We start from the raw sequence: 26,384 nt of genomic DNA, 5'->3' as shown, positions 1-26,384 counted from the left end.
CTAGCCGCACCTAACCCAGCCCTTCAAGTCGCCTTCGATCCGCACTTCTCTGACGTTCCCCGCCTGCTTGCTCTTCCACAAGCAGGCACCCACGCGCTTCCGAATCATCTGCGCGACCTTGGGATCGTCCTTGTCGAGGCCACGCCCGACCATGACGTGGTCCGCGATTTCACGCGACGTGAGCGGCCCGTCAGCGACGCGAAGCGCACCTAGGACGAACCGCATCATCTCCCCTCGGAAGGCCGCATGAAGTGGCGGGTACTGGCGGTTCCTGATCTCTCCCACGTCCGCCGTGGGATCAAATATGCGGATGGCGCTGTCTATGGCGTCCAGCGACGTGACGAGCTTCCGAAGCTCGCCCTGAGTGTGTTCGATCTGGCCGGCGATTTCGGCCCGCTTGCGGACTAGGCCGCTCAGCACATGTTCGTTTTCCATGCCTGAGATTTGGGGTCGGACCCTTCAGGCCGCTTGTGGCGTTTGCGCCCGAATACCGGTGAATTCGGGAAGTTCGTCGAGAAACAGCACGCCGCCATGCGCCAGCGAGGCCTCGCCGGGGCGGGCATTCATTCCGCCGCCCACCAAGGCCGCCATCGACGCCGAATGGTGGGGCTGGCGGAAGGGGCGCCGGTTGGAGAGCGCACCGCCTTTCAACTCGCCGGCCACCGACTGGATCATCGAGACTTCGAGGAGCTCGCGCGGACCGAGCGGCGGCAGGATCGAGGGAAGTCGCGCGGCGAGCATCGATTTGCCCGCGCCCGGTGGGCCGTTCATCAGCAGGTTGTGCCCTCCGGCGGCGGCAATTTCGAGGGCTCGCTTGGCGCCTTCCTGGCCCTTGATGTCGCGAAGGTCGGGTAGGCATCCCGTGCTCGTGGCCACGGCCGGTTCGGGCCGGGCCATCACCTGGCTTCCCTTGAAATGATTGGCCAGTTGAATCAGCGAACGCGGGGCCAGCACGTCCATATCGCCGCCGGCCCAGGCTGCCTCGGGTCCCGTCGCCGCTGGGCAGATCAAGCCAAGTCCTCGCGCATTCGCCGCCATCGCGGCGGGCAGGACGCCGTTCACCGCCGTGATCGTGCCGTCGAGAGCGAGCTCACCAAGAACGCAGTACCCGGCGAGCGCATCGGGTGGGATCGCGCCGATGGCGGCCATCACCGCGAGGGCGATGGGAAGGTCGTAATGCGAGCCTTCCTTCGGCAGGTCCGCCGGAGCGAGGTTGACGGTGATGCGCTTTGCCGGAAGCGCCAGTCCCGATGCGATCAGCGCCGAGCGCACGCGCTCGCGCGATTCCGCCACGGCCTTGTCCGCCAGCCCCACCACCATGAACATCACCGCCCCCGGGGCGATCTGGACCTGGACGTCGACGGCGCGCGCCTCGATCCCCTCGAAGGCGACTGTGGCGACGCGGGTAACCATGGATCCAGACCCCTGAGCTTATGGCCAAGGTTAGGATGTGCCATGGCTCATGACAACCAGCGCGTGCGCCCTTGCTGACGTGTCATGGAACTCCGTTCCCGATTCGCCGTTCGAAAGTGTCACTTTCCGGACCAAGGAGTTCCACCATGTCGATCAAGACTGCGAGCCTCGCTGCCATCGCCCTCGGTTTCGCCCTCACTGGCACCGCCTTCGCCGACCGTGCGCCGACCCCCGAGGAGCGTACCAAGATCGAAGCCACCTTGAAGAAGGAAGGCTTCACCAAGTGGGGCAAGATCGAAGTCGAGGAGCACGAGATCGACGTGGACGACGCCATCGATGCGAATGGCAAGCAGTTCGACCTCGAACTCGACCTCAAGGCCTACGCGATCACCACTCGCGAAGCCGAATAGGCGCTTCGTCCGTCCTGGCGCTTGCGTTCCAGCAAGGCGCCGGCCATATAGCGCTCGGGAGGTTGGCGAGGGACGTTTCACTCGCCAACCGGGTCAGGTCCGGAAGGAAGCAGCCCTAACGAGACCGAGCGGGTCTTCGTCCAGCCTCCCACCTTCGTTTCTTTTGAGGTCCGCGTGGCGGCATCCCCCGACCCGGGGCCGCTCGAACCACGCAAGGCGGCATGGACGCGACCTCCGGCACTCCGAGCGATTTTCCCGACCTTCCGGGTCTTCCCGAGCCCGTACCGGCGGCCACGCCCTACCGGGTGCTGGCGCGCAAATACCGCCCCCAGAATTTCGACGATCTGATCGGCCAGGGCGCGATGGTCCGCACATTGGCCAACGCGTTCGCGGCCAATCGCATTCCACAAGCCTGGATGCTGACCGGTGTGCGCGGCGTCGGCAAGACGACGACCGCCCGCATCCTCGCCCGTGGCCTGAACTACCTGCGCGACGGGCATCCCGATACCGGCCCCACCATCGCCATGCCGGAGCTCGGCCGCCATTGTCAGGCGATCATGGAATCACGGCACATGGACGTGCTGGAGATGGATGCCGCCTCGCATACCGGTATCGACGACGTACGCGGCATCATTGACGGCATACGCTATTCGCCGGTCTCCGCCCGCTACAAGGTCTACATCGTAGACGAAGTGCACATGCTCTCGGAGAAGGCGTTCAACGCCTTTCTGAAGACACTGGAAGAGCCGCCGCCCCACGCCAAATTCGTCTTCGCCACCACCGAGATCCGCAAGGTGCCGGTGACGATCCTGTCGCGCTGCCAGCGTTTCGACCTGCGTCGGGTCGAGGCCGACACCATGGTCGCCCATCTGGCCAAGATCTGCGCAGCCGAATCCGTCGAGGCCGAGCCGGAAGCCCTGGCGGCGATCACCCGCGCCGCCGAAGGTTCGGTGCGTGACGCGCTCTCGCTCCTCGACCAGGCCATCGCCCATGGCGCCGGCCTGGTCACCGGGGCGAGCGTGCGCGACATGCTCGGCCTCGCAGACAGGGGGCGTATCGTCGACCTGTTCGAGGCGGTGATGCGCGGCGACGTACCGACTTCTTTCGCCGAAATCCGCAGCCAGTACGAAGCGGGAGCTGATCCCGCCGTCGTCCTGTCGGACCTGGCGAGCTTCACACATCTGGTCACCCGGCTGAAGCTCGTCCCCGATGCGGCGGCGGCCGACCCGACCTTGAGCGCCGACGAGCGCGGTCGCGGAGGTGAGTTCGCGGCCAAATTGTCCATCCGCGCCCTATCCCGCGCATGGCAGATCCTGCTGAAGGCGATTCCCGAGGTCCAGACCGCCGCGAGACCGCTCGCCGCCGCCGAAATGGCTCTCGTTCGCCTGGCCTATGCCGCCGATCTGCCGACGCCGGACGAGGCCCTGCGACAGTTGAAATCGGATGCGTTCGCCGCAACCCCGATGACATCGACGGGAGCTATACTGCCGAGTGCATCCGCGCCGAGCGGAGTGTCGTCTGCGCATGCCGGAGCAGCACACTCGGCCACATCGGGCCCGCCGCCGGGGGCTTCGCAGTCATTGGCCGCACAATCGATGGCCTCGCCATCGATCGACTTGCCATCGATCGACTTGCCCCCGCCGCGTCCCGCGCTGACCCTCGCGGCGAGCGGCGGCGCGCGTGTGAATCTCGTGCCGGCCCCCGCGCCGGAAGCAGCGCCCCGCGAGGCTGGTCCGCGCCTGACCTGTTTCGAGGATATCGTCGCCCTCGCCGACGAGCGCCGCGACATCGGTCTCAAGATGGCGCTGGAACGGGAAGCGCATCTCGTTCGGTTCGAAGAAGGGCGGATCGAGTTCCGCCTGGCGGAGGGGGGCCGGCAGAGCCTGCCCAACGATCTTGCCCGTTCGCTGGATGCCTGGACCGGCCGACGCTGGATCGTGGCGCTGTCGAAGGAGGAGGGAGAGCCCACCCTTGCCTACAAGGCACGCGCCGCGCTGGAATCGCGCCATGAGAACGCGGCGGCGCACCCTCTGGTGAAGGAAGTGCTCGCGCGCTTCCCCGGCGCTCAGATCATCGACGTGCGGGACAAGGCCCCCCCGGTGGAATCGGCTGGCAGCACGGATCTCACGCCGGTCGACCCCGAAAGCACCGGAGATCCGGACGACGAGGCATAGCGCTTCGCCGCTGCCGACCCCAGATGCCGTCCTGTAATCGTCTCACTTCGTTTTGAAAGCTCAGCCATGCGCGACCTCATGGGAATCATGAAGCAGGCCCAGGCCATGCAGGAGAAGATGGCGACCCTGCAGCGCGAGCTCGATACCGTCGAGGTCAGCGGCGCGTCCGGCGGAGGCGCGGTCGCCGTGACGATGACCGCCAAGGGCCTCGTAAAGGGCGTCACCCTCGATCCTGGGCTGATGAACCCCGACGAACGTGAGATCCTGGAAGATCTGATCGTGGCCGCGGTCAATGACGCGCGCGGGAAAGCCGAGCAGGTGGCGGCCGAACGCATGGGCGAACTGACCAAGGGATTGCCGATCCCGCCGGGGCTGAACCTGTTCTAGGTCTTCGGCCGGTTCTTCGTCGTAGGGGCCGATCCCGGCACGAGCCGGGATCGGATGATGATCTGTCTCAGGCCGCGATGACCTGAACCGGCTCGGCGGCGCGCACGTCGGCGTCCACATGGGCCTCGAAGCGCTTGAAGTTCTCCCGGAACATCGACACGAGGCGCGTCGCCGTCTCGGCGAAAGCCGTCTTGTTGCCCCAGGTCTTCACGGGCTGGAGAATGTGCGGCTCGACCCCCTGAACGAAAGCCGGAACCGCGAAGCCGAAATACGGATCGCGACGGAACTCGGTCTTCGACAGCGACCCGTCCAGGGCGGCACCGAGCAGCCGACGCGTGACGCGAATCGGCATGCGCCGTCCGGTGCCGACACCTCCGCCGGTCCAGCCGGTATTCACCAGCCAGCAATCCACATCGTGATGGGCGATGAGATCACGCAACAGGTTGCCGTAGACGCTCGGGTGCCGGGGCATGAAAGGTGCGCCGAAACAGGTCGAGAACGTCGCCTCGGGCGCCGTCAGGCCGCGTTCCGTTCCGGCCACCTTGGCGGTGTAGCCGGAGAGGAAGTGGTACATCGCCTCCGCGCCCGAGAGCTTGGCGATGGGTGGCATCACCCCGAACGCGTCGCAGGTGAGCATCACGATGTTCTTTGGGTGAGCGGCCCTGCCCGTGGCGCTGGCATTGGCGATGAAGTCGAGCGGGTAGGCGCAGCGGGTATTCTCGGTGAGCGACGCATCGTCGAAATCGGGGCGACGCGAGAGCGGGTCGATCACCACGTTCTCCATCACCGTGCCGAAACGCTCGGTCGTGGCGTAGATCTCGGGCTCGGCGTTGCGGGAGAGACGGATGGTCTTCGCGTAGCAGCCACCCTCGAAATTGAAGATGCCGTCCTTGCTCCAGCCATGCTCGTCGTCGCCGAGGAGCTGCCGCGAGGAATCGTTGGAGAGCGTGGTCTTGCCGGTGCCCGAGAGGCCGAAGAACAGGGCTGACTCGCCCTCGGCATCCAGCGCCGCATTGGCCGAGCAATGCATCGGCATCACGCCCGCGCCGGGCAGAACGTAGTTCAGATAGGTGAAGACCGACTTCTTCATCTCGCCGGCATAGGCGCTGCCGCCGATGAGGACGATCTTCCGGGTGAAGTCGATTGCGATGACGGTCTTCGAGCGGCAGCCGTGACGGTGCGGTTCGGCTTGGAAGCTCGGAAGATCGATGATCGTCAGACCGGGGACGTAATCCGCAAGGGCCGAACGCTCGGGCCGGATCAGCAGGTTGCGGATGAAGAGCGAGTGCCAGGCGAGTTCGGTGAAGACCCGCGCCTGGACACGGTGGGCCGGATCGGCGCCGCCATAGAGGTCCTGGGCGAAGAGTTCGCGCCCTTCGGCATGGCTGAGGAAATCCTGGTACAGCGTCTCGAATTGCTCGGGCGTGATCGCGCCGTTGTTCTCCCACCAGATTTCGTTCTCGGTGTTGGCGTCACGGACGATGAACTTGTCCTTCGGCGAACGACCGGTATGGCTGCCCGTGGTCGCCACGAGGGCGCCGCCATGGGCGAGCTGCGATTCACCACGGCTCAGGGATTCCTCGTAGAGCCGTGGGGGTTCCAGGTTCCAATGAACCGCCTTCAGATTGCGCAGGCCGATTTTTTCGGGTCCATGGCTGGCGTTGAAATCGCCGAAATGTGTCACGTCCGCTACTCCTCGAACACCTGATCGCTTTGAGGTCTGGCTTGGCCGGAATCTCCCATTCGTCTTCCGGACGGTCCGATGGAGCGTCCACGCGGTCGTTCAGGTCCGCCGCGCACAGGTTCACCACTCGATCGAATAGACCTGCTTATTCTCCGGCAGCCACCGGTCAATTGAGACGGCAACGGTTTAAAAGACGAACGAACGGATCTGTCAGAGAAACAAAGGGGTATCCGGAGCGGCGTCGGAACGCATGCGGCGGCGGCGATTCCCGACTACAAGACGACGAGATCCGACCCCATTTTAACGAGCACGGCCGCGGCCGTCTGACGGAACACGTATGGCCCAAGCCGTTGCCGGCCCCGAAATCGAACGCCTGATCCAGCTCCTCGCTCGCATGCCGGGGCTCGGCCCGCGCTCGGCCCGGCGCGCGGCGCTGCATCTCATCAAAAAGCGAGAAACTCTGCTCGCTCCGCTGGCGGAGGCGATGCAGGTGGCCTCCGAGCGCATCGTCGTGTGCCAGGAATGTGGCAACGTCGATACAAGCGACCCATGCACCATCTGCCGGGACGCGTCGCGCGATCCCTCCATCCTGGTGGTGGTCGAGGATGTCTCGGATCTCTGGGCCCTGGAACGGTCAGGGGCGGTGACGGCGCGCTATCACGTCCTCGGTGGCGTGCTCTCCGCCCTCGATGGTGTCCGGCCGGAACATCTCAACCTCGCGAGCCTGGTGGACCGGGCCGGGAATGGCGATGTCCGGGAGATCATCCTGGCGCTGAACGCCACGGTCGATGGCCAGACCACCGCGCATTACGTCACCGAATCCCTGGCGCATCACGGGCTGAAAGTGACCCGCCTCGCCCATGGCGTGCCGGTGGGGGGAGAGCTCGATTATCTCGACGAAGGGACACTCTCGGCGGCCATCCGAAGCCGGACGGCGTTCTGAGCCGCATCGTTACCCCGGCCGATTTGACCGGCCATCCGCCAAACCTTATCTGCGGGTCCGGCACGGCGGACCCGGGAGACAGGGAGCCGGGCCCTTTTCATCGACAGATCCGGCCGCGCCATGACCATCCGCCCCCTCGTCATCCTGCCAGACGCCCGCCTGCGTCAGGTGTCGACCCCCGTCGGCGCCATCGACGACGAGATCCGCACCCTCGCCGCTGACATGCTGGAGACGATGTACGATGCCCCGGGCGTCGGCCTCGCCGCCATTCAGGTCGGCGTGACCAAGCGTGTAGTCACGATCGACACGTCGAAGGACGAGAACGCGCGGCAGCCGCAGGTCTTCATCGACCCGGAGATCGTCTGGGCTTCGGAGGAGAAGCGCGTCTATGACGAGGGCTGCCTGTCGATCCCCGAATATTACGGCGAGGTCGAGCGGCCCGACCGGGTGCGCGTACGCTTTCGCGACCTTTCCGGCGAAACCCGCGAGATCGAGGCGGACGGGCTTCTGGCCACCTGCATCCAGCACGAGATCGATCACCTCGACGGCGTACTCTTCATCGATCACCTGTCGAAGTTGAAGCGCGACCGCGTCATCAAGAAATTCGTCAAGGCGGCCAAGCGCGGCGAGGACGTCTGATCCCATCCTTCAACAGAGAGCGCGCGCGATGAAGCTCGTCTTCATGGGGACGCCCGATTTCGCCGTGGCGACCCTGGCGCGCCTGGCGGAAGACGGTCACGACATCGCCGCGGTCTATACCCGCGCCCCGGCGCGGTCCGGGCGCGGCATGGCGTTGCGTCCGTCCCCCGTCCATGCGCTGGCGGACAGGCTCGGCCTGCCGGTTCATACCCCCACGACGCTGAAGACGCCGGACGCGCTCACTCTGTTTCAGTCGCACGCATGCGATGTCGCCGTGGTGGTCGCCTACGGAATGCTGCTGCCTCAGGCGATCCTCGACGTGCCGCGCCACGGGTGCCTGAACCTCCACGCCTCCCTGCTGCCACGCTGGCGCGGGGCGGCACCGATCCAACGCGCGGTCATGGCGGGGGATACGGAGAGCGGGGTTGGCATCATGCGCATGGAGGCGGGCCTCGATACCGGCCCCGTGGCCCTGGAAGAACGGGTCGCCATCACCCCCGGCATGAGTGCGGGAGACCTGCACGATGCGCTGATGCCCATTGGCGCGGCGCTCATGAGCCGGGCCCTCGGCCAGCTGGAACACGAGCCCCTCCCCCTCACGCCCCAATCCGAGGAGGGTCTCGTCTACGCGCACAAGATCACCAATGACGAGGCGCGCATCGACTGGTCGAAGCCGGCGGGTGAGGTGGCGAACCATATCAACGGGCTGTCGCCCTTCCCCGGAGCCTTCTTCGAGGCCGATCTCGGCAAGGGGCCAGAACGGGTTAAGGTGCTGCGCGCCCTGCCAAAGCAGGGACAGGGCACGCCCGGCACTCTGCTCGATGCGGCCGGAACCATCGCCTGCGGCGAGGGCGCCGTGCAGCTCACAGAATTGCGCCGGGCCGGCAAGGGCGGCATCGTCACGGGTGCGGAATTCGTGCGCGGTGCGCATCTCGCGCCGGGAACGCGCTTCCCGTGAAGTCAGAGACCAGGGGCCGTCGCTGATGCCCCGCTACAAACTCGTCATCGAGTATGACGGCGCTCCGTTCTGCGGATGGCAGCGGCAGGCCGAAGACATCACCGTCCAGGGCGCCATCGAGGAGGCCGTCAAACGCTTCACAGGGGAGGACCTGCGCCTGACCTGCGCCGGTCGGACGGATGCCGGCGTCCACGCCATCCATCAGGTGGCCCATCTGGACCTCATCAAGGACTGGCGCACGGATACGGTGCGCGACGCCCTGAACGCCCATCTCCGCCCGCTACCGGTCGCCATCGTCAGCGCCGAGCGGGTCGGGCCCGGTTTCGATGCGCGCCACTCAGCCATTCGACGGCATTACCGCTACCGCATCTTCAACCGGCGCAGCCCGCCTGCCCTGACACGCGACCATGTTTGGCACGTGCCATGGCCGCTCGATGCCGAGGTGATGCACAGGGCCGCGCAAGGTCTCCTCGGTCGCCACGACTTCACCGCCTTTCGCGCCGCCGAGTGTCAAGCGAACAGCCCGATCCGCACCCTCGAACAGCTCGATGTGGCCACGGTGACGATGGGCCTGTTCGAGGAGATCGTGATCTCGACCTCGGCGCGCTCGTTCCTGCACCATCAGGTCCGCGCCATGGTCGGAACGCTGATGATGGCCGGCTGCGGACGATTCGGTATCGCCGAGGTCGCCGACATCCTGGCGAGCCGCGACCGCGCCCGCTGCGGCCCGATGGCGCCCGCCAAGGGACTGACCTTCGTGGGGGTGGATTACGGACCGAACCGGGAATCTACTGAGTAAGCAATTTCAGATTGTATTTCGCCAGCGAAAAGGCAACTTCAGGCAACCTCGACGATTTTCGACATCGTGAGGCCTGGAGCCTTCGCCCGTGGAAACGCCATTCCAGATCATCCTCGTTCTCGCGACTGTCTTCGCGGTCGTCTCACCGCTGATCTTCGTCGCCATACGAGAGGCGATCAAACTTCAGAGGCAGGAGATCATCACGGATCTTGCAACGGTCTTCGATAGATCGGATCAGCCGGGGCCGATGCTGATCCCCTCCTTCGAATTCGTGAAATACAAGTATTTCGTCGGGGCCAAGCGCAGCAGCGACCCGACCGCAGGATTCGGTGGCGATGATCGAACGAATGCCATGGCGCGGGAGGCGCATCGCAAACGCGAGGATTTCTCGAAGGTCTCCTGGCTCATCGGCTGCGCTCCCTTCAGCGCATTCGCGGGGATCGGCATGTTCTACGGATTGTCGCTGCTCCTCTGGATGTTCGCCGGACAACCGACGACACCGTCCGGTTTCAGCTGGCCGGGCGTGACGTATCCGACGCCGGGTAGCCTGGGGCTGGTCTGGCTCCTGGGAATCTGCGCGGCCTTCGCCGGAAGCTACGTTACGGCGTTGCGCAGTTTCTACCGCGCGATCAAGAACTTCGACATGAGCCCCGGGACGATCGTCGGCGAGAGCATCAGGATGCTGGTCAGCATCGCGCTCGGGCCGATCCTCGTCATTTCCATCCTCTGGATCGGGACGGACGTGGTCTCCGCACTGCTGAAAGCAGATTCCTTCGCGACTGCGCCGGCCTCCATCGCTGCAGTGGTCGTCGCCTGTTTCGTCGCCGGGATCATGCCAGATGTCGTCATGCGGAGCATCGTGCAAAGAGACCAGCTGAAGAACTTCAAACGCGAGGAAGAGGACGTCTTCCGAGCGTTCAAGATCACACCCGTAGAGATCATCGACGGGATCGACAGCAACATCCGCGTCAGGCTCGACGATCACCACATCCACTCGACACAGAACCTAGCCACCGCCAATCCGCTGATGCTGTTCGTAGAGACACCGTTCGGCGTCTACCAAATCATGGATTGGGTGGCGCAGGCGCAGCTCTGCTGTTCGGTCGGCAGAGAGAGGGTCATCCGGCTTTGGCCCCTAGGCGTGCGGACCCTGTTCGACCTCGAACGGCTGGCCGCTTCCACCGACGGCACACACGAAAACCTGCTTCTGGAAGTCGGGCGCATCATCCTCGGTGACAGCCTCGTTCCGCTCAGTGTCAAGGATCCCAAGGCTGCGGCCGCGCTGACGAGAGCCAGTATCGAGCTCCGCCTGGACGACCCGCATGTCCACCGCCTTCGGCAGATCTACATCGCCGTCGGGGAAAGATTGGGCCCGCGCAATCGCCGCTTCACCTTGCACCGGCATCGCCTCCAATGCCGGTACCGCATTCGTGATAGCTGGGTTCGACGGTCGATGATGTGCAAGGCGTCGTGATGCCCATCAGGCTTTGGCTGGGTTCGCTGTTTCCCCGAAGTAAGCCGCCAGCACCCGCCCATAGATCGCGGTCAGCCGATCCAGATCGGCGATAGCCACGCATTCGTCGGTCTGGTGCATGGTCTCACCCACGAGGCCGAACTCGATGACCGGACAGGCATCCTTGATGAAACGGGCATCCGAGGTGCCCCCGGTGGTGGACAGGATGGGGCGCAGCCCGGTCTCGGTTTCGATGGCTTCGACCACGAGGTCCGTGAACGCGTCCGGCGCGGTGAGGAAGGCCGGAGAGTTCGAGGGCTGAAGGTCCAGGGTGAACCGGACGGTGTTGCCGGCGGCCGCCTCCAGCCGCCGTTGGATCTCGGCACCCAGGGTTTCCGCCGTCCAACCCTCGTTGAAGCGAATGTTGAACGTCGCGCGGGCATCGGCCGGGATGACATTGGTGGCCGGATTGCCGACATCGATGGTGGTGAATTCGAGGTTCGACGCATCGAAATGCGCGGTGCCGCCATCGAGTGGCTCGGCGAGAAGGGCAGAGGCGAGGCGCAGCAGGCCGGGGATGGGGTTCTCGGCCTTGTGGGGGTAGGCCACGTGGCCCTGGCGGCCATGGACGACGAGCTTGCCGGTGAGAGACCCGCGCCGACCGATCTTGATCATCTCGCCGAGGCGCGCCGGGTTGGTAGGCTCACCCAGAAGGCAATGGTCGAATCGCTCGCCCCACCCCTTCGCCCATTCGAGGAGCTTCACCGTGCCGTTGATGGCTGGCCCCTCCTCGTCGCCGGTGATGAGGAACCCGATGGAGCCGTTGAACGCCCCTCCCCGCTCGGCGACGAAAGCGAGCGCCGCCGAGAGCATGCAGGCGATACCGCCCTTCATATCGACCGCGCCGCGGCCGTAGAGCATGCCGTCCGCCACCGCGCCATCGAACGGCCCGTGCCGCCACGCTTCGAAGGCGCCGGGCGGGACGACGTCGGTATGGCCCGCGAAAACGAGATAGGGACTGCCTGTCCCGATCCGCGCGTAGAGATTGTCGATGTCGGGCGTTCCGGGCTCCGAGAAGCGCGGGCGATCGACGGTGAAACCCGCTTCCTCCAGGACGCCACCGAGCCATTGCAGGGCACCGCCTTCCTCCGGCGTCACCGACGGGCAGCGGATGAGGGCCTGGGCGAGGGCCAGCGGCGAGTGATCGGCGATAACGGGAGAGGACACGGGCATCGTCTCGTCGAGATGGGACATTCCACCGTCGCGAATAAGCGGCACGGCATCGGGACGCAAATACCGTCCCGATGCCCTTTCGGCGCTTCGCCGCAAGGGCTATTTCACCGGGATGGCCTTCTCCAGCGACGAAGTCGAACGCTACGCCCGCCACCTCGTCCTGCGCGAAGTCGGCGGACCGGGACAGGCGCGTTTGCAGGCGGCGCGGGTGCTCGTCATCGGCGCCGGCGGGCTTGGCGCTCCACTGATCCAGTATCTGGCAGCGGCCGGCATCGGCACGATCGGCATCGTCGACGACGACACGGTCTCGCTCTCCAATCTGCAGCGGCAGGTCATTCACGGCACGCCCGATATCGGTCGTCCTAAGATCGACAGCGCCGCCGATGCCGTGGCGCGTCTCAACCCGCATGTGCGGATCGAACCGCATCTCATGCGGATCGACGCGGACAATGCCGTCGCGTTGATTGGCCGATACGATATCGTCGCCGATGGGTCAGACAATTTCGCGACCCGCTATGCCGTCTCCGATGCCTGTTTCCACGCCAAGCGTCCGCTCGTCACGGCCGCCCTCGGGCAGTTCGACGGCACACTGACGACGATCCGCGCCCATGAGACTGGAAAGGACGGCCGCCCGAATCCGACCTATCGCTGCCTGTTCCCGAACCCGCCTCCCCCTGGCAGCGTGCCCGCCTGCGCCGAGGCCGGTGTGCTCGGTGCTCTGGCCGGGGTGATGGGATCTCTGATGGCGATGGAAGTGATCCGCGCGGTTGCGGATTTCGGCGAGCCGCTGGTGGGACGGCTGCTCATGGTCGATGCCCGATCCATGCGGTTCGAGACGCTCGGCTTTGGATGGGACGAGGGAAATCCGTTGAACGGATCGGCGAATTAGGGACCGGAAAGTCGCTTTCGCCGTCCTTTACCCACCGAATACGGTACCGCGCATCCGGCGAGCGGTGGCTGCTTTCGTGACCCTGAACCAACTCCGTTGGCGTTCCGTGAGATTCCGGAATTCAGGATTTAGAGGGCTTCTCCGGATCGGGCGTGACGCCGTTCCAATGCGGCCCGACGAGATTGCTGTGCCCCGCCGGGTCGGAAACCCGCGTGCCGGACGTCGTGAACGCCTGGTAAGCGAAGCGCTGCTGCTGGTTGAGAAGCATAGCGGCCAGCGTGCCGAGGGCGACGGCGACGACGAGGGCGATGATGAAAGCTTTCATGGACGTTGTCCGATCCTCGACATGCCGGCTCCGGTCGCCGAACGCCTGTATGAGTCCGTCAGGTTACTCGGCAGGCACCTGATGGCGCCCTAGCTGCGGGCCGCTGGCGTTCTTGGCCTGCTCTTCCTCTACCCAGAGGTCGTGGTGGACCTTTGCCCAGCCGAGATCGACCTTGCCGCTGCCCATCGCGTCGTAGGCGCCCTCCATGCCGAGGGTACCGATGTAGATATGGGCGAGGATGCCGGCGATGAAGGCGATGCCGATGAGGGCGTGGATCACCTGCATCAGCTGCATTCCGGTGATGTCGGTGAGGGCGAAGGGAAAGATCATCATCAGGCCGGTGACGCTCATGGCCGTGCCGAAGCCGATCACCATCCAGAACACCATCTTTTGGCCTGCGTTGAAACGGCCAGCGCTGGGATGCTTGTTGCCGATGAAGCCGCCGAAGGCCTTGATCCAGGCAATGTCGATCTTGTTCGGGATGTTATCCTTCAGCCAGAGCACCAGCATCAGCGCGACGCCAATCATGAACGGCCACGCGAGGTAGATGTGGCTGAACTTCGCGTATTGCGCCACCACGCCGAACGCATCCGCACCGATGAGCGGCATCAACAGGCGCTTGCCGAAGATGTAGTTGAGGCCGGACAGGGCCAGGATGATGAAGCAGCTCGACGTCATCCAGTGCGCGAACCGCTCGAACCCGTTGAAGCGCAGGATCTTGCGGCCCGTATCGGGACCGGGCTCCATCAGGATACGGCCCCGGAAGAAGTAGAACAGGCCGAGAAGCGCGACGGCGCCAAGGACGGCGAGCGCGCTGAGCCAGGGCAGCCACCGTTCCCGGAAATCACGGTAGTCGCGGCCGGCGGGCTGGATCAGGTGCGCCGCCTTGCCGTCGGGGATGCTGATGCGGCCGGTGATCTTCGGGTCCTGCTTGAACAGGAACTCCTCGTTGACGGATTCCGCCGTCGGGTTCTGCCCGGTCGGGTTCAGTCCGTCGCGCGTCTGCTGCGCGAAGGAGGTCGACGAGGCGCCGACAGCCGCCGTGAGGATGGTCGCTGCGACCAGCGTCCTGAAAGTCGTCAGTGTCCGCCGCATCGGCGTTTCCTTCCTGAAGTCTCGACCCCGGCAGTCCAGTCCGTCGCCTAGATGGCGACGGTTTCGCGATAGGCGGTCTTCCAGCCCCAGGCGCCGGAGCCGTAGCCGCGCTTGATCACGCGCTGCTTGTAGATCTGGGCGATCATCTCACCGTCACCCGCCAGCAACGCCTTGGTCGAGCACATCTCGGCGCAGAGCGGCAGCTTGCCCTCGGCGAGACGGTTCGAACCGTATTTCTCGTACTCGATGGTGGAGAGATCGGATTCGGGACCGCCGGCGCAGTAGGTGCACTTGTCCATCTTGCCGCGCGAACCGAAGTTGCCGACCTTCGGATATTGCGGCGCGCCGAACGGACAGGCGTAGAAGCAGTATCCGCAGCCGATGCAGATGTCCTTCGAATGCAGCACCACCGCGTCGGCCGTGGTGTAGAAGCAATTCACCGGGCACACCGCCGCGCAGGGCGCGTCGGTGCAGTGCATGCAGGCCATGGAGACCGAGCGCTCGCCGGGCTTGCCGTCATTGAGCGTGACGACACGCCGGCGGTTGATGCCCCACGGCACCTCGTGCTCGTTCTTGCAGGCGGTGACGCAGGCGTTGCACTCGATGCAGCGGTCCGCGTCGCAGAGGAATTTCATGCGAGCCATGGCGATTATCCCTCAAACGGCCCGGATCTGACACAGGGTGCACTTCGTCTCCTGCATGCCCGTCACAGGATCGAAGCCATAGGTCGTCGTGTTGTTGGAGCTCTCGCCCAGCACCACGGGGTCGGTGCCGTGCGGATAGAATTTCCGCATGTCGTCGCCCTGGTACCAACCGGAGAAGTGGAACGGCATGAAGGCGACGCCCTTGCCGACCCGGTCCGTCACCAATGCCTTGACCTTGGCCTTGGCGTTGTTCTCGGGGCCGGAGACCCAGACGAACTGACCGTCCTTGATGCCCCGGTCGGTGGCGTCGCCGGTGTTGATCTCGACGAACATGTCCTGCTGCAGCTCGGCGAGCCAAGGGTTCGAGCGCGTCTCTTCGCCGCCGCCCTCGTATTCCACGAGACGGCCGGAGGTGAGGATGATCGGGAAGTCCTTGGCGATGCCGCGATCCACCGCCGCCTTCTGAACCGAGAAGCCGATATTCGGCATGCGCAGCTGACGTTCGTCGGGGCGGGTCGGGTACTGGGCCACGAGATCGGGACGCGGCGTATAGATGGGCTCGCGGTGCACCGGCACGGGGTCGGGCAGGTTCCAGGCATTCGCCCGTGCCTTGCCGTTGCCGTAGGGCGTCACGCCGTGGTCGAGGCAGACGCGCTGGATGCCGCCCGACAGGTCGGTCGCCCAGCTCACCGTATCGATGTTGGCCCCGCCGATCTTGGTGATGGTCGCCATCTCGTCGGCGGTCAGGTCCTTGTCCCAGCCGAGCTTCTTGAACACCGCCATGGTGAATTCGGGGTAGCCGTCGGTGAGCTCGGAGCCCTTGGCGAAGGAATCCTCCGCCAGCAGGGTCACGCCGTTACGCTCAGTGCCGAAGCGGGCCCGGAACGTTCCGCCACCGTCCTTGATGTGGAGATTGGTGTTGTAGAGGATATGCGTGCCCGGATGGCGGAGCTCCGGCTTGCCCCAGCACGGCCAGGGCAGGCCGTAATAGTCGCCGCCCACTTCAGGGTCGTCCTTGGGTGCCCGCAGCGTCACCAGATCGAACTTGGCCTGGTTGCGCATATGCGCCTTCAGGCGTTCCGGGCTCTGGCCGCAATAGCCCGTCGACCAGCCGCCGCGGTTGATCTCCCGCAGGATATCCTCCGCGTCCGGCACCGCGTCCACGACTTTGATGTTCTTGAACATCTTGTCGGCGAAGCCGAGCTTCGCCGCCAAGCGATAGATGACCTCGTAATCGTTCTTCGATTCGAAGGCGGGCTTCACGATCTGCTCGCCCCATTGGAGCGAGCGGTTCGAGGCCGTGCGGCTGCCATCCATCTCCAGCGAGGTGCAGATCGGCAGGAGGTAGGTGTTGTCGCGCCGCGCATCGAGGGCGGCGAAGGTGGTGGGATGCGGATCCGCCACTACGAGGAGGTCGAGCTTGGTCAGGCCTTTCACCGCCTCCGGCAGGCGGGTGACGGTGTTGCCGCCATGGCCGAACACCATCATCGCCTTGATGCCGGTGCGCTGGTCCACCTGTTCTTCGGGCAGGTTCACGCCGTCGAACCACCTCGTGGAGGTGATGCCGGGTAATTCCATGCTCTCCTTGCGCGTACGGGCCTTCCGGCCGCCCTTGGCCGGCACCTCGTCGAATCGCGACTGGAGCCAGTCGTATTCCACGTCCCAGACGCGCGCCCAGTGCTTCCAGGCCCCTTCGACGAGACCGTAATAGAGCGGCAGCGACGTCACATCGAGGCCCAGATCGGTGGCCCCCTGTACGTTGGTGTGGCCGCGGAAGATGTTCGCGCCCGTGCCCGGCTTGCCGACATTGCCCGTGGCGAGACACAGGATGCAGAGCGCACGGACGTTGGCGGTGCCCACCGTGTGCTGGGTCGCGCCCATGCACCAGATCAGGGTGGCGGGCTTCTCCTTGGCGAACTTCTCGGCCACGCGGCGCAGCTGCTCGCCCGGCACGCCGGAAACACGCTCGACCTCCTCGGGATTCCACTTGGCGACTTCCTTGCGGACGTCGTCCATGGCGTAGACGCGCTGGCTGATGAACTCCTTGTCCTCCCAGCCATTCTGGAACACGTGCCAAAGGATGCCCCAGACCACCGGGATGTCGGTGCCGGAACGGATGCGGACATATTCCGTGGCGTGGGCGGCCGTGCGGGTGAAGCGCGGATCGATGACGATCATGTTCGCGCGGTTGATCTCCTTGCCGGACAGCAGGTGCTGAAGGGAGACCGGATGCGCTTCGGCGGGGTTTCCGCCGAGAATGATCATCGTCTTGGCGTTGCGGATGTCGTTGTAGGAATTGGTCTGAGCGCCGTAGCCCCAGGTATTGGCAACGCCTGCCACCGTGGTCGAATGGCAGATCCGCGCCTGGTGATCGACCGAGTTGGTACCCCAGAAGGCGCCGAACTTACGCAGGACGTAGGCGGCCTCGTTGGTGAATTTGGCGGAGCCGAGCCAGTAGACGGAATCGGGGCCGTATTTGTCCCGCAGGCCGGTGATCTTGTCGCCGATCTCATCGATGGCCTGATCCCAGGAAATGCGGGTCCACTGCCCGTCGACCATCTTCATCGGATATTTCAGGCGGCGGTCGCTGGAGACGAGCTCGCGGATCGCCGCGCCCTTGGCGCAATGGGTACCCCGGTTGATCGGGCTGCTGAAGGAGGGCTCCTGGCCGACCCAGACGCCGTTCACGACCTCCGCCGTCACCGTGCAACCCACCGAGCAATGGGTGCAGATGTTCTTCTTGATCGTCACCTCGGGGCCGATCGCGGAGGCGCCCGCCGCCTGGGCCTTGCGGACCGAGCCAAGCTGGATCGAGCCGGCGGCCGCGAGCCCTCCGGCGACGAGGCCGGAATTGCGCAGGAAGGCGCGACGGTCGAGGGCCTTCGGCGTCTCGCCGATGGTGACGGCCTGATGGAAGGTGCGGCCCGGGCCGCCTGTCTTGCGCTTGATCAGCATGGCGCCCTCAATTCTTCTTCAGGGTCTCGTAGCCGTTGGTGCGGTAGAACGCCTTGACGTGGTCGGACTCGCGGTAGCGGGCCTTCGTCTCATCCGCGCCGGGGTCGTAAGCCTGCGCGGGCGTCGCAATCATCGGCTGGGCCGTGATCGCGGCAGCGGCCGCCACCGATCCGCCGCCGAGAGCGCGGAAGAAATGGCGCCGTCCCGTCTCGTCCTTTCGATCGTCCCGCATGCTCGTCACTCCTGAATGCGACCGATGTTTCAATGATCCCCGCCTCACGCGTCGAGCGCGTAAGCCCGGGTCTCGATGTCGATGAACGTCCGGCCGAGGTCGCCCACGGCACGGTAGAAAGACGAACGGGTATTGGCCGCCACATCGTCGAACAAACGCCCGGCCCAGGGCTTTAGATGCCGCTCGAAGAAGACGCGGTCCTCGCCGGCTCCCGTCTCGAAACGGCCCGAGACGAGACCCGCCATGGTCTCGAGCAGCATCGCCACATGGTCTTCCGGCTCGCTCATGCCGCCCGAGGCTTCGATGCCAAGCCGGGCCAGATCCTGCCGGATGCGCGCCAGCGGGCGCTCGTTGAGAAAGCCGGTCAGGTAGTAGGAAGCGTGCGGCACGACTTCGCCGCGTCCGACGCCGACGAAGAGATCGAAATACTCGCGCCCGACCTTGGCCAAATCCGCACCGGCCGCTTCGCGAGCGAGGGCGGAGCTCGCCTTGCCCAGGGGAGTCTCATCGCCACCCGAGCCGGCAAGAAGCGACAGGATATCATCGGACGGGACTCGGCCGGTTAGGGCCGCGAGGAGATCGTAGAGATGAGCGCGCAGAAAATCGACGTCGTCCACGACCGGCTGCGTCATGCCGGGCGCGCCGGAAGCGAGTTTCGCTTCGTCTTCGCGCAACAACTCAACCGAACGCATACCATCCTCAAACCGCGACCCGATCGCGGGCGAAGTGAATTCACTTCGTCCACAATACCGCGGAATGGGACGTGCGCAACGTAGTTTTTAATTGCTCAAAGTGGGATGGCGCTGCCATGTCGTCGCGGCCTCGGCGTAGCCGTATCCACGGGGGCAGAACGTGGCGGCGACAAGGCCAAGCTTGGCTCGTCAACCTGCACGACAGTGAGACGCGGTTCTTCACTGCCTCGATCCATCTCTTCGGTTTTCACCGGTTCGGATTCCTCCGCCAGCTCCTCCGCTTCGATCAGCGTGGCCTCTTCGCTTTCCTGCTCAGGCTCAATTTTTTCGTCGGGCGTCCCGTCGAAGATGTCCCGCAGCATGGCCTTGATGTCGTCTGTGGGCAGAAGCGGGCCGTTTCCCGGTACACCGCCCACCACATTCCAGTCATAGGCGTATTCCCGCGCCTCGCTGACATAGTCGCGGATGTTGGTGTCGAGGGACCACATCCGGCGCAAAGCCGCCTTGCGCATCACCATCGGAACGCCAGCCCGAAGGAACTGGGCCAGATCGGTCTGTGCCGTCAGGCTGTCCAGGGAGGGCAACTTGGCGAGTTCCTCGGGCGACAGGGTCTCACGCTCGGAGAGTTCTCCCGCGAGAGGCGCCGCCTCCCTCTCGACCGCTTCGCTCTCGACCGCCTCGCTTCCAACCGGCACGGTCGCGGGCGGGCTCTCGCGGACGACAGCCCGCTTGCGCTTCGACCAGCGGGAAAAGAAATCGCCGCCGCTCATCCCTCGTCCCCCCGTCTGCGCGTACCGGTCCCCTGTCGCGCCAGGGCCTCGGGATCGGCCCGGTCGCGCTTACGCTTGTGGAACACCTGTTCGACGTGGAAGGCCTCGAAGAAAGCCAGAACCTTGGCCTGCACCTCCAGCGGCATAGGCACCGCCTCGACCACCTCGCCAATACCCTCGGCCATGGATTCGCCCTCATAGGGATCGGCCGTCACATTGGCGACTTCGTAGCTGCCCTCCGCAACCTGCCGCAGGGCGACCCAGAGCGAGGGCCGGCCCGAGATCAGGTTGTCGCGGTAATGCGACGTCTCGGCGGGGTGGAGCGAGACCTCGTAGGCGCCGGCATAGAAAGTTTCCTCCTCCGGCGTCGACGACAGCACGGTCCAGGGCGAGGCGGCCGGGATCGCCGGAAGGGCCGCGACCGGTAGCCAGGCATGGCTTGTCCAACGGCTCTTCAAGGCCCGTTTGACGACAATGATCCCGACGTCGAAACGGTCGTCGGGCAGCGCCGGCGCAGGGGTCGGATTCTCTTCGGTCATGCGGCCTCCGCGCCGTCCGCGAGCGGCAATCCAGCCACGAGGTTCTGAGGTTTAAGAAAAAGGCGCTTGTCGGGGTCCATGGCCATCAGGAGATAGACCGGCCGGCCGGCAGCGCGCGGGTCGATCCGCCGGTCGTCGGCGAAGGTGAGGCGAAACAGGGCCAGGATGCGCATGCGGCTCGCTTCGTCCAGGGTCTCGCCGTTCCAGAGGGCGTTGCCGATTCGGGTTGCTTGAGCGTCGAGCCCGACGAACCAGCGCCAGTCCGGATCGTCCATGGAGGCGATCGGCTCCACTTTCGCCTCCACATGCAGAAGGTGTCGAACCCAGGCCTCGATGGCGCGCGCCAGACCGTCGCGGCTCTTCGGGTTGCTCCCGAGGTTGAGCGCCATGGTGAATGCGTCGGAGCGGCTCCAATAGGTCCAGGCCGTCTCGTCCGTGAGCACGTCGAGCTCATTCGCCGGCTCCTTGCCCAGCATGGCGACGAGGGGCGACTGCGCGGCCCCGGTCTCCCGCGCCTCGATCACCTCGGCATCGGCCAGCAACGCCGCGCCATCGACGAAAGAGACGCGCTGCGGCCGGAAGAAGAGCTCGCCGGCGCGGAGCGTGTAAGGGTCGTCGCAGCCATCGAGAGCATTACGCAGGATGAGATGCGCCAATTGATTGAGGAAGATCGGTGGCGTGCCGTTCAGCCCCCTGCGAACGAGGTCGAGATAGGCCGCCTCCACCGACCGCGCGGCCATCAACCGGTCGCGGAAGGCGAGCATCATGGTCCAGTTCTCGCGCGCATCGGCATCCGCCATTGCGGCGATCTCACCGGGGGAGACCGGCCGGCGCGGCGCCGTCACGAGGCCGCGGTGGAGCGCCCGCTCCGCCATGCAGGCTTCGTCGGGCGGCACGAGCTCGGGCCGTGCGAGATAGGCGAGGATCAACTCGTCGGTGACAGCGAGGCCGCCCCCTTCCGTGCGCCCGGCGAGGTGGTGTCCGCTGGAGACCCAGAACTCGGTCATCGTCCGTCATTCCCGGAAACAGGTGCGTTGGCCATGCCGATGAGGTCCGCCCGTTCCTCGGGTTCGTCATCGGTCTCCTCGAAGGTGAAGGCCCTGGCATGGGCATGCAACTTGTCCGCCCCGGCGACGCCCGGACCACGCTGATGCAGCGTGCGGAACGCTTCGCGGATCGCACCGTCCTCGAAGGTCCGATGCAGCGCGATCACGCTTCCCACCGCCGGCTGACACAGGGTGGCGGCGAAGGCGATCTCCTCGTCGGCCGCGATGCGGGCCACATCGAGGGTGGGCGCGCCGAGGCGCTCGCAAAGGTGATGCGCCAGCTGCTCGACCGCTTTGTCCCGCTCGGCCATCGTCGCCTCGCTGACCACTGCCAGGGTCGAGAAGCCGAGGGAGGTCACCCCGAGGAACCCGGAGCGAAACGCCGTACGGTCCTTACCTTCGAGAAGCGGAACGTCGGCATCCCAGAACAGGAACGAGCCCGTGACGGCCCATTCGCCGGGCTCGGCCGCCTTCGCGAAGACGAAGGTATCGGACGGATCGAGGCGGATCGTCCGGGGAAGTTTGAGACTGCTCATAGAGGCCTTCGCCTGTTCATTCCATCGTCACCACCCGAACCGGCCGAGAGGTGGTGGCGAAGACCTTCGTGTTCGAGGCACCTGTCCGGCGTCCACGGCACGTATCTGGGGTCGGCTCGCGGAAATTGCTCACGACTGGGCGAGACGCCCTTCACCAATACAATTGAAACCGGCCGATGAACGTATCGGCGTCGATCGTCCGTCCGTTCTGAAGCGCGGAGGGAGAGGTGTGGGACCGGACGTAATCGGCCATGATGCGGATGTTGGTATCGGGATACCAGGATAGGCCCACCGTGCCGTCCCGCTCGATGCCGCCGCGCACGCCGCCATCGTCGAGATCGATGGCCGAGAACCGCAGGCCGAGTTCGAAGACGCCGAAACCGCCACGGGTGATGCGCTGCGCTTCTGCGACTTTGACGCCACCGAAGACCGCGTAGCTGGTGCCGTTGAAGTCGGGCGTCATGCGATAGGCCCGATTGTCGCCGTTGAGCACCCAACTCGCCTGGACGTATCCCCCCTGGAAGCTCAGCGGCGATCCGCCATCGAGCCGGCCGATCTCGGTTCGCGTGTATTCCGCGCTCACCAGCAGCGGACCGGAGCGATAGGCCAGTTCCGCACCGAGGCGGGCGATGCTCGCCGCATCGCGGATATCGCCGGTATCGACGAACCTCCTCGCGTAGAGGAACGCTTCGGATCGGCTCGAGAGCGAGAGGGGGCTCTCGTCGCGCGGCAGGCTGCGGTAGCTCCCGGCGAGGCCGAGATGGAGCGTCCGTTTCTCATCGTTGATCGGCGCGTAGGTCACCCGGCTCGTCGAGGCCAAGCCCTCGCTGCCGATACCGGTATTGGCGTTGCCGCCGAAGATGCCGGTGACGACGCTCCAATCCTTGCCGTGCCTCCCCAGGGCGAAGCCGAAGTTCCGCGCCGGAACGAAGGCGTCGGACAGGGCCCGCTCGGTGAAGAGAATGTTGTTGTTGGAAGCGAGCTGGTCGAGGCCGAACGGCTCCTTCTCGTTGCCGATGCTGAAGAGCATGTCCGGCACACCGCGATAGACCAGGACCGCATCGTTGATCGGCGTCACCGGATCGGCGAAATCGTATTGGAAGCCGAGCCCGACATCCTTGCCGAGGCTCAGGGTGGTCTCGATCCACGAGCGGCGCACGGCGATATTGTCGCTGAACGGGTCGCCGAAGCCCGATTGGCGGATGGCGGCCGCACCGAAATCGAGGTGGAGCCGGCCGCCGATGCGCAATGTCGCGGCATCGTCCGGAAATGTCAGGGTGATGCCCTTGTCGTCGATGGAGAGCCGCTCGCCATAGGGGCCGGGCATGCCCTTCGCCTCGATGGCCGGGCCCCTCGGAGCCTCCTCAGCCCGAAGCCCGCGCGGCAGAGATAGAAGTGCGGCCAGCGCGGCGAGGCAGGCGATGCGGGTTCTCAATGATGTCTTCTCTCTGGGGAACGCCCTCACCGCGGGCGATATCGACCGACATTCCCACATTCCGGGCATCGCCACATTCACAGATGAGGCTCGCCCGTCTGCGGATCGCCCCAGCGCATCGCGGCCAGGGCTTCGACGAGATCGCGGCGATCGCCGTCGCCGCCGATCAGGCCGCCGCCAGCATCCATCCGTGCCGCCGGACCGCCATCGGCGAGCCGCCGGAGATAGCGTCGTTCGATTCCCGCGAAACCGTCTTCCTCCCAGATGGCGAAGGTCTTCATCAGATGGCGGGCGAAGCTCTCCACGAGGATTCCGTGGCCATCCTCGAAATTGAAACCCTCGTTTTCGAGGGAGGTCGAATCCGGCGTCAGGCCCGGATCGCCGGCCCGTGCCTTCGAGGCGATGATCGTGGCGGAGAAGACGAGCCAGTCCGGCACGTCGCCCTCGCCACAAGTTGCCGGCCATCCGAGACGCCCGCCGCCGAGGCGCGCGCCGTCGAAGCGGAGCGTATCGGGCCAGCCGAACGTCACCGGGACCTCGGGCGGACCATGCGCACCGATGGCCTCGGCAAGCGCCACCATGCCGGCGAAGACGGCGCGGCGCGCCGTGGCGAGAGGCTCGTCCGGCTCCAGGATCACCGCAAAGTCGAGCAGCTCCGCGTTTTTTCGCCAGACGAGGCGCCCGGTCCCGCCGCCGGATGCGGCTGCCTCGCGGGCTTCGTCGAACGCGCTCGCCGGCCCGGCTGAGATGGCGAGAGAAAAGACGGGCGGCAGGATCAGGTCCGGGTCGTCGGAGCTCGGCGCCATGCGTTTCGGTTCTACCTGCGCCCGTATGTCGGGTCCTAGTTTCGAGCCGTTATAGTATACGATGCACCAACCTGAGCGCGAGTGGGCTTGTACCCTCGCCGCTGTGACCAAACGTTCGGGGTAAATCATTGTCCGACCGGATCGTGTTCGCGTGCTCCTGCGATGAGACCGTCGCCCTCGACAGGCCGGCGATCGGCAAGGCGTGCGGTGGCCGCCTGGAGACCGCCGATCAACTGTGCGGGCGTGAGATCGCCCGGTTCGAGGACGCGCTGGCACAGGGCGCGCCCGTCACCGTCTCGTGCACGCTGCAGGCCCCCCTCTTCACCGACATCGCCGCCGGGGCCGGGGCGGAAGCCCGCGTGACCTATGCCAATATTCGCGAGAACGCGGGCTGGTCGAGGGATGCCGATGCCGCCGGACCGAAGATCGCGGCCCTGCTGGCCGCCGCGGCCGAGACGACGCCCGCGCCGGGCACCGTCGCGATGGTGAGCCAGGGCGTCGCCCTCATCTATGGACGCGACGAAGTCGCCATCGAGGCCGGGCGGCGGCTCGCCGACCATCTCGACGTGACGGTTCTGCTGAGCCGCCCGCGCGATGTACCGGTGCCGCGCCGGCACGAGTTTCCCGTGCTCCAGGGCAGTGTCGTTTCGGCGAGCGGGCATCTCGGGGCGTTCTCCCTGCGCATCGACGATTACGCGGTTCCGAGCCCCTCATCCCGCCAATCCCTGTCCTTCGGCCCGTCGCGCAACGGCGCCACCTCCACCTGCGACGTGGTGCTCGACCTGACGGGGGGCACGCCGCTCTTTCCCGCGCATGACCTGCGCAGCGGCTATGTCCGGGCGGATCCCGGTGACCCGGCCGCCGTGGAGCGGGCGATCTTCACGATCTCCCACCTCGTCGGCGAGTTCGAGAAGGCGCGCTTCATCGATTTCCAGGCCGATCTCTGCGCGCATTCGCGCTCACGCATCACCGGCTGCACGCGCTGCCTCGAAGTCTGCCCGACCGGCGCCATAGCGCCCGCAGGCGATCACGTCGCCATCGATCCCTATATCTGCGCCGGCTGCGGATCTTGCGCCTCCGTGTGCCCCACCGGTGCGGCGGCCTACGCCCTGCCCGCCGCCGACGGGCTGATGCGCCGCCTGCGGACCCTGATGCGTGCGTATCACGAGGGCGGGGGACGGAACGGCGTGGTGCTGTTCCACGACGCTGAACACGGCGAGCCCTTGATCGAGGCGCTGGCCCGCTACGGCGACGGCCTGCCGGCCAACGTGCTGCCGGTCTCCGTCAACGAGGTCACGCAACTCGGCCCGGAAGCCGCCGCGGCGCTCCTGGCCTACGGCGCCGTGGGTATTCGCCTCCTCGTCCGTGACCGTCCCAAGCACGACATCGCGGCGCTGCGCCGGATGGCTCACCTTGCCGATACCCTCGCTGGGGCGCTGGGCTACGGTTCGGCCGATGGGACGCCCGTCGTCTCGCTCATCGAGACCGACGACCCGGATATCCTGGGCTCCACGCTGACGACCGGCGGTCTCGGCACAGCCGCGCCGGTGCCCGCGGCCTTCATGCCGGTCGGCCCCAAGCGCAACGTCCTGCAATTCGCCTTCCGCGAGATGCATGTCGCCGCCCCGGCCCCTGTCGCCGTCGTCCCCTTGGAAGCCGGTTCGCCGTTCGGTGGTCTCGACTTCCGCACCGAGGATTGCACCCTGTGCCTCGCCTGTGTCGGCACCTGCCCGACCCATGCCCTCAGTGACAGCCAGGACCGGCCGCTGCTGGCATTCGAGGAAAGTCTCTGCGTGCAATGCGGGCTCTGCGCCGCCACCTGCCCGGAAGATGTCATCTCTCTGAAGCCGCAGGTGGATTTCGCCGCCTGGAGCCAGCAGCGCCGTATCGTCAAGGAGGAAGAGCCGTTCGATTGTGTCTCCTGCGGCAAGCCCTTCGGCACACGCAGCAGCATCGAGCGGGTCATCGAGAAGCTTCAGGGCCGCCACTGGATGTTCAGAGGCAGTGCCGGCGAGGCCAGGATCCGTACCCTGATGATGTGCGACACCTGCCGCGTCGAGGTCGTCGTGAACGAGGCTTTCGACCCGCATACGGTGCCGGAGCGGTCGAAGCCGAGAACCTCCGAGGATTACTTCCGGGCGCGGGAAACGAGCGGGAGCGGCGGCGCCTGAGAAACAGTTTGGCCGGATTTCCCAGCGGGTGCTCCTGCCAAAATAGTCTTCCCAACAGACGACCTCATCCTGAGGTGCCCGCGTCAGCGGGCCTCGAAGGAGCCCTCCAGTTCGCTCAGTGGGTTCTGGAGCCCTCCTTCGAGGCCGCTACGCGGC

At 65.8% G+C, this 26,384-nt stretch carries 25 protein-coding genes, 1 other RNA gene and 1 pseudogene; 11 read left to right on the top strand and 16 right to left on the bottom strand.

The window, feature by feature from the left end; all coding sequences use genetic code 11:
- Together ACYQR9_RS10405 and ACYQR9_RS10400 are read right to left on the bottom strand one after the other, a co-directional pair.
- Entirely contained in the window at positions 1–435 is a 435-nt protein-coding gene (locus ACYQR9_RS10405; protein WP_461229518.1) for a hypothetical protein, read from the bottom strand.
- A gap of 60 nt (positions 436–495) precedes the next feature.
- Positions 496–1,413, bottom strand: a pseudogene (locus ACYQR9_RS10400) (YifB family Mg chelatase-like AAA ATPase); the annotation flags it as partial.
- A 146-nt stretch (positions 1,414–1,559) separates the two neighbouring features.
- Here ACYQR9_RS10400 and ACYQR9_RS10395 point away from each other — a divergent pair.
- From ACYQR9_RS10395 to ACYQR9_RS10380, 4 genes are all read left to right on the top strand, one after another.
- Complete coding sequence (locus ACYQR9_RS10395) at positions 1,560–1,823, top strand: PepSY domain-containing protein (RefSeq protein WP_461229517.1); 264 nt, start codon at positions 1,560–1,562, stop codon at positions 1,821–1,823.
- A 56-nt stretch (positions 1,824–1,879) separates the two neighbouring features.
- Positions 1,880–1,976, top strand: an RNA gene (gene ffs / locus ACYQR9_RS10390) — signal recognition particle sRNA small type.
- A gap of 68 nt (positions 1,977–2,044) precedes the next feature.
- Positions 2,045–3,997 (top strand): DNA polymerase III subunit gamma/tau, encoded by a 1,953-nt coding sequence (locus ACYQR9_RS10385; RefSeq protein ID WP_461229516.1) that lies wholly within the window; start codon positions 2,045–2,047, stop codon positions 3,995–3,997.
- Positions 3,998–4,063: 66 nt separating this feature from the next.
- A complete protein-coding gene (locus tag ACYQR9_RS10380; protein ID WP_056430980.1) occupies positions 4,064–4,384 on the top strand; it encodes a YbaB/EbfC family nucleoid-associated protein in 321 nt (106 codons plus the stop codon).
- 67 nt (positions 4,385–4,451) lie between these two features.
- Here the strand turns inward: ACYQR9_RS10380 and ACYQR9_RS10375 are convergent, their stop codons facing one another.
- Positions 4,452–6,068 carry a phosphoenolpyruvate carboxykinase gene (locus ACYQR9_RS10375; RefSeq protein ID WP_461229515.1) on the bottom strand — a complete coding sequence of 539 codons (1,617 nt, stop codon included), beginning with the start codon at positions 6,066–6,068 and terminating at the stop codon, positions 4,452–4,454.
- A gap of 337 nt (positions 6,069–6,405) precedes the next feature.
- On the opposite strand from ACYQR9_RS10375, the gene recR reads away from it, so the two are divergent.
- From recR to ACYQR9_RS10350, 5 genes are all read left to right on the top strand, one after another.
- Positions 6,406–7,011 (top strand): recombination mediator RecR, encoded by a 606-nt coding sequence (recR, locus tag ACYQR9_RS10370; RefSeq protein ID WP_461229514.1) that lies wholly within the window; start codon positions 6,406–6,408, stop codon positions 7,009–7,011.
- 120 nt (positions 7,012–7,131) lie between these two features.
- Positions 7,132–7,650, top strand: coding sequence for a peptide deformylase (locus ACYQR9_RS10365; protein ID WP_461229513.1), 519 nt, complete (start codon positions 7,132–7,134; stop codon positions 7,648–7,650).
- 28 nt (positions 7,651–7,678) lie between these two features.
- Positions 7,679–8,608 carry a methionyl-tRNA formyltransferase gene (gene fmt, locus ACYQR9_RS10360; protein ID WP_461229512.1) on the top strand — a complete coding sequence of 310 codons (930 nt, stop codon included), beginning with the start codon at positions 7,679–7,681 and terminating at the stop codon, positions 8,606–8,608.
- Between the two features lie 25 nt (positions 8,609–8,633).
- Positions 8,634–9,407 (top strand): tRNA pseudouridine(38-40) synthase TruA, encoded by a 774-nt coding sequence (truA, locus tag ACYQR9_RS10355; RefSeq protein ID WP_461229511.1) that lies wholly within the window; start codon positions 8,634–8,636, stop codon positions 9,405–9,407.
- Positions 9,408–9,495: 88 nt separating this feature from the next.
- On the top strand, positions 9,496–10,881 hold the full coding sequence (locus ACYQR9_RS10350) for a hypothetical protein (RefSeq protein WP_461229510.1): 1,386 nt from the start codon (positions 9,496–9,498) through the stop codon (positions 10,879–10,881).
- Between the two features lie 6 nt (positions 10,882–10,887).
- Here the strand turns inward: ACYQR9_RS10350 and dapE are convergent, their stop codons facing one another.
- The gene (dapE, locus tag ACYQR9_RS10345; protein WP_461229772.1) at positions 10,888–12,093 is read right to left on the bottom strand and encodes a succinyl-diaminopimelate desuccinylase; all 1,206 of its coding nucleotides are present in this window, start codon (positions 12,091–12,093) and stop codon (positions 10,888–10,890) included.
- A gap of 112 nt (positions 12,094–12,205) precedes the next feature.
- Between dapE and ACYQR9_RS10340 the strand changes: the two genes are divergently transcribed.
- Positions 12,206–12,982 (top strand): HesA/MoeB/ThiF family protein, encoded by a 777-nt coding sequence (locus ACYQR9_RS10340; RefSeq protein ID WP_461229509.1) that lies wholly within the window; start codon positions 12,206–12,208, stop codon positions 12,980–12,982.
- A 121-nt stretch (positions 12,983–13,103) separates the two neighbouring features.
- Here the strand turns inward: ACYQR9_RS10340 and ACYQR9_RS10335 are convergent, their stop codons facing one another.
- From ACYQR9_RS10335 to ACYQR9_RS10280, 12 genes are all read right to left on the bottom strand, one after another.
- Positions 13,104–13,307: a hypothetical protein gene (locus ACYQR9_RS10335; RefSeq protein WP_207412793.1), complete on the bottom strand. Its 204-nt coding sequence runs from the start codon at positions 13,305–13,307 to the stop codon at positions 13,104–13,106.
- A 63-nt stretch (positions 13,308–13,370) separates the two neighbouring features.
- Positions 13,371–14,402 (bottom strand): formate dehydrogenase subunit gamma, encoded by a 1,032-nt coding sequence (locus tag ACYQR9_RS10330; RefSeq protein ID WP_461229508.1) that lies wholly within the window; start codon positions 14,400–14,402, stop codon positions 13,371–13,373.
- 47 nt (positions 14,403–14,449) lie between these two features.
- Positions 14,450–15,046: a formate dehydrogenase FDH3 subunit beta gene (gene fdh3B, locus ACYQR9_RS10325; protein ID WP_056431009.1), complete on the bottom strand. Its 597-nt coding sequence runs from the start codon at positions 15,044–15,046 to the stop codon at positions 14,450–14,452.
- Positions 15,047–15,058: 12 nt separating this feature from the next.
- On the bottom strand, positions 15,059–18,001 hold the full coding sequence (locus ACYQR9_RS10320; RefSeq protein WP_461229507.1) for a formate dehydrogenase subunit alpha: 2,943 nt from the start codon (positions 17,999–18,001) through the stop codon (positions 15,059–15,061).
- A gap of 7 nt (positions 18,002–18,008) precedes the next feature.
- A complete protein-coding gene (locus tag ACYQR9_RS10315) occupies positions 18,009–18,233 on the bottom strand; it encodes a formate dehydrogenase (RefSeq protein ID WP_461229506.1) in 225 nt (74 codons plus the stop codon).
- Positions 18,234–18,277: 44 nt separating this feature from the next.
- A complete protein-coding gene (locus ACYQR9_RS10310) occupies positions 18,278–18,925 on the bottom strand; it encodes a TorD/DmsD family molecular chaperone (RefSeq protein ID WP_419951782.1) in 648 nt (215 codons plus the stop codon).
- A gap of 95 nt (positions 18,926–19,020) precedes the next feature.
- Positions 19,021–19,695 carry a DUF3306 domain-containing protein gene (locus ACYQR9_RS10305; RefSeq protein ID WP_461229505.1) on the bottom strand — a complete coding sequence of 225 codons (675 nt, stop codon included), beginning with the start codon at positions 19,693–19,695 and terminating at the stop codon, positions 19,021–19,023.
- A complete protein-coding gene (locus ACYQR9_RS10300; RefSeq protein WP_461229504.1) occupies positions 19,692–20,234 on the bottom strand; it encodes a DUF3305 domain-containing protein in 543 nt (180 codons plus the stop codon). Before ACYQR9_RS10300 ends, ACYQR9_RS10305 begins: the two co-directional genes overlap by 4 nt.
- Positions 20,231–21,241 (bottom strand): DUF6352 family protein, encoded by a 1,011-nt coding sequence (locus ACYQR9_RS10295; RefSeq protein ID WP_461229503.1) that lies wholly within the window; start codon positions 21,239–21,241, stop codon positions 20,231–20,233. Before ACYQR9_RS10295 ends, ACYQR9_RS10300 begins: the two co-directional genes overlap by 4 nt.
- Positions 21,238–21,816 (bottom strand): DUF6505 family protein, encoded by a 579-nt coding sequence (locus tag ACYQR9_RS10290; RefSeq protein WP_056431027.1) that lies wholly within the window; start codon positions 21,814–21,816, stop codon positions 21,238–21,240. The genes ACYQR9_RS10295 and ACYQR9_RS10290 overlap by 4 nt, the downstream gene beginning before the upstream one ends.
- A 151-nt stretch (positions 21,817–21,967) precedes the next feature.
- Positions 21,968–23,251, bottom strand: a complete 1,284-nt coding sequence (locus ACYQR9_RS10285) for an OprO/OprP family phosphate-selective porin (RefSeq protein ID WP_461229502.1) — start codon at positions 23,249–23,251, stop codon at positions 21,968–21,970.
- Between the two features lie 77 nt (positions 23,252–23,328).
- Positions 23,329–24,057, bottom strand: a complete 729-nt coding sequence (locus ACYQR9_RS10280; protein ID WP_461229501.1) for a biotin/lipoate--protein ligase family protein — start codon at positions 24,055–24,057, stop codon at positions 23,329–23,331.
- Between the two features lie 128 nt (positions 24,058–24,185).
- Here ACYQR9_RS10280 and ACYQR9_RS10275 point away from each other — a divergent pair, with 128 nt between their 5' ends.
- Positions 24,186–26,228 (top strand): 4Fe-4S binding protein, encoded by a 2,043-nt coding sequence (locus ACYQR9_RS10275; RefSeq protein ID WP_461229500.1) that lies wholly within the window; start codon positions 24,186–24,188, stop codon positions 26,226–26,228.
- Positions 26,229–26,384 lie beyond the last annotated feature (156 nt).

The organism is Methylobacterium sp. CM6241, from assembly GCF_054817845.1.
The sequence above is the reverse complement of the archived record's forward strand: the minus strand, read 5'-3'. Positions and strand labels throughout refer to the sequence as shown.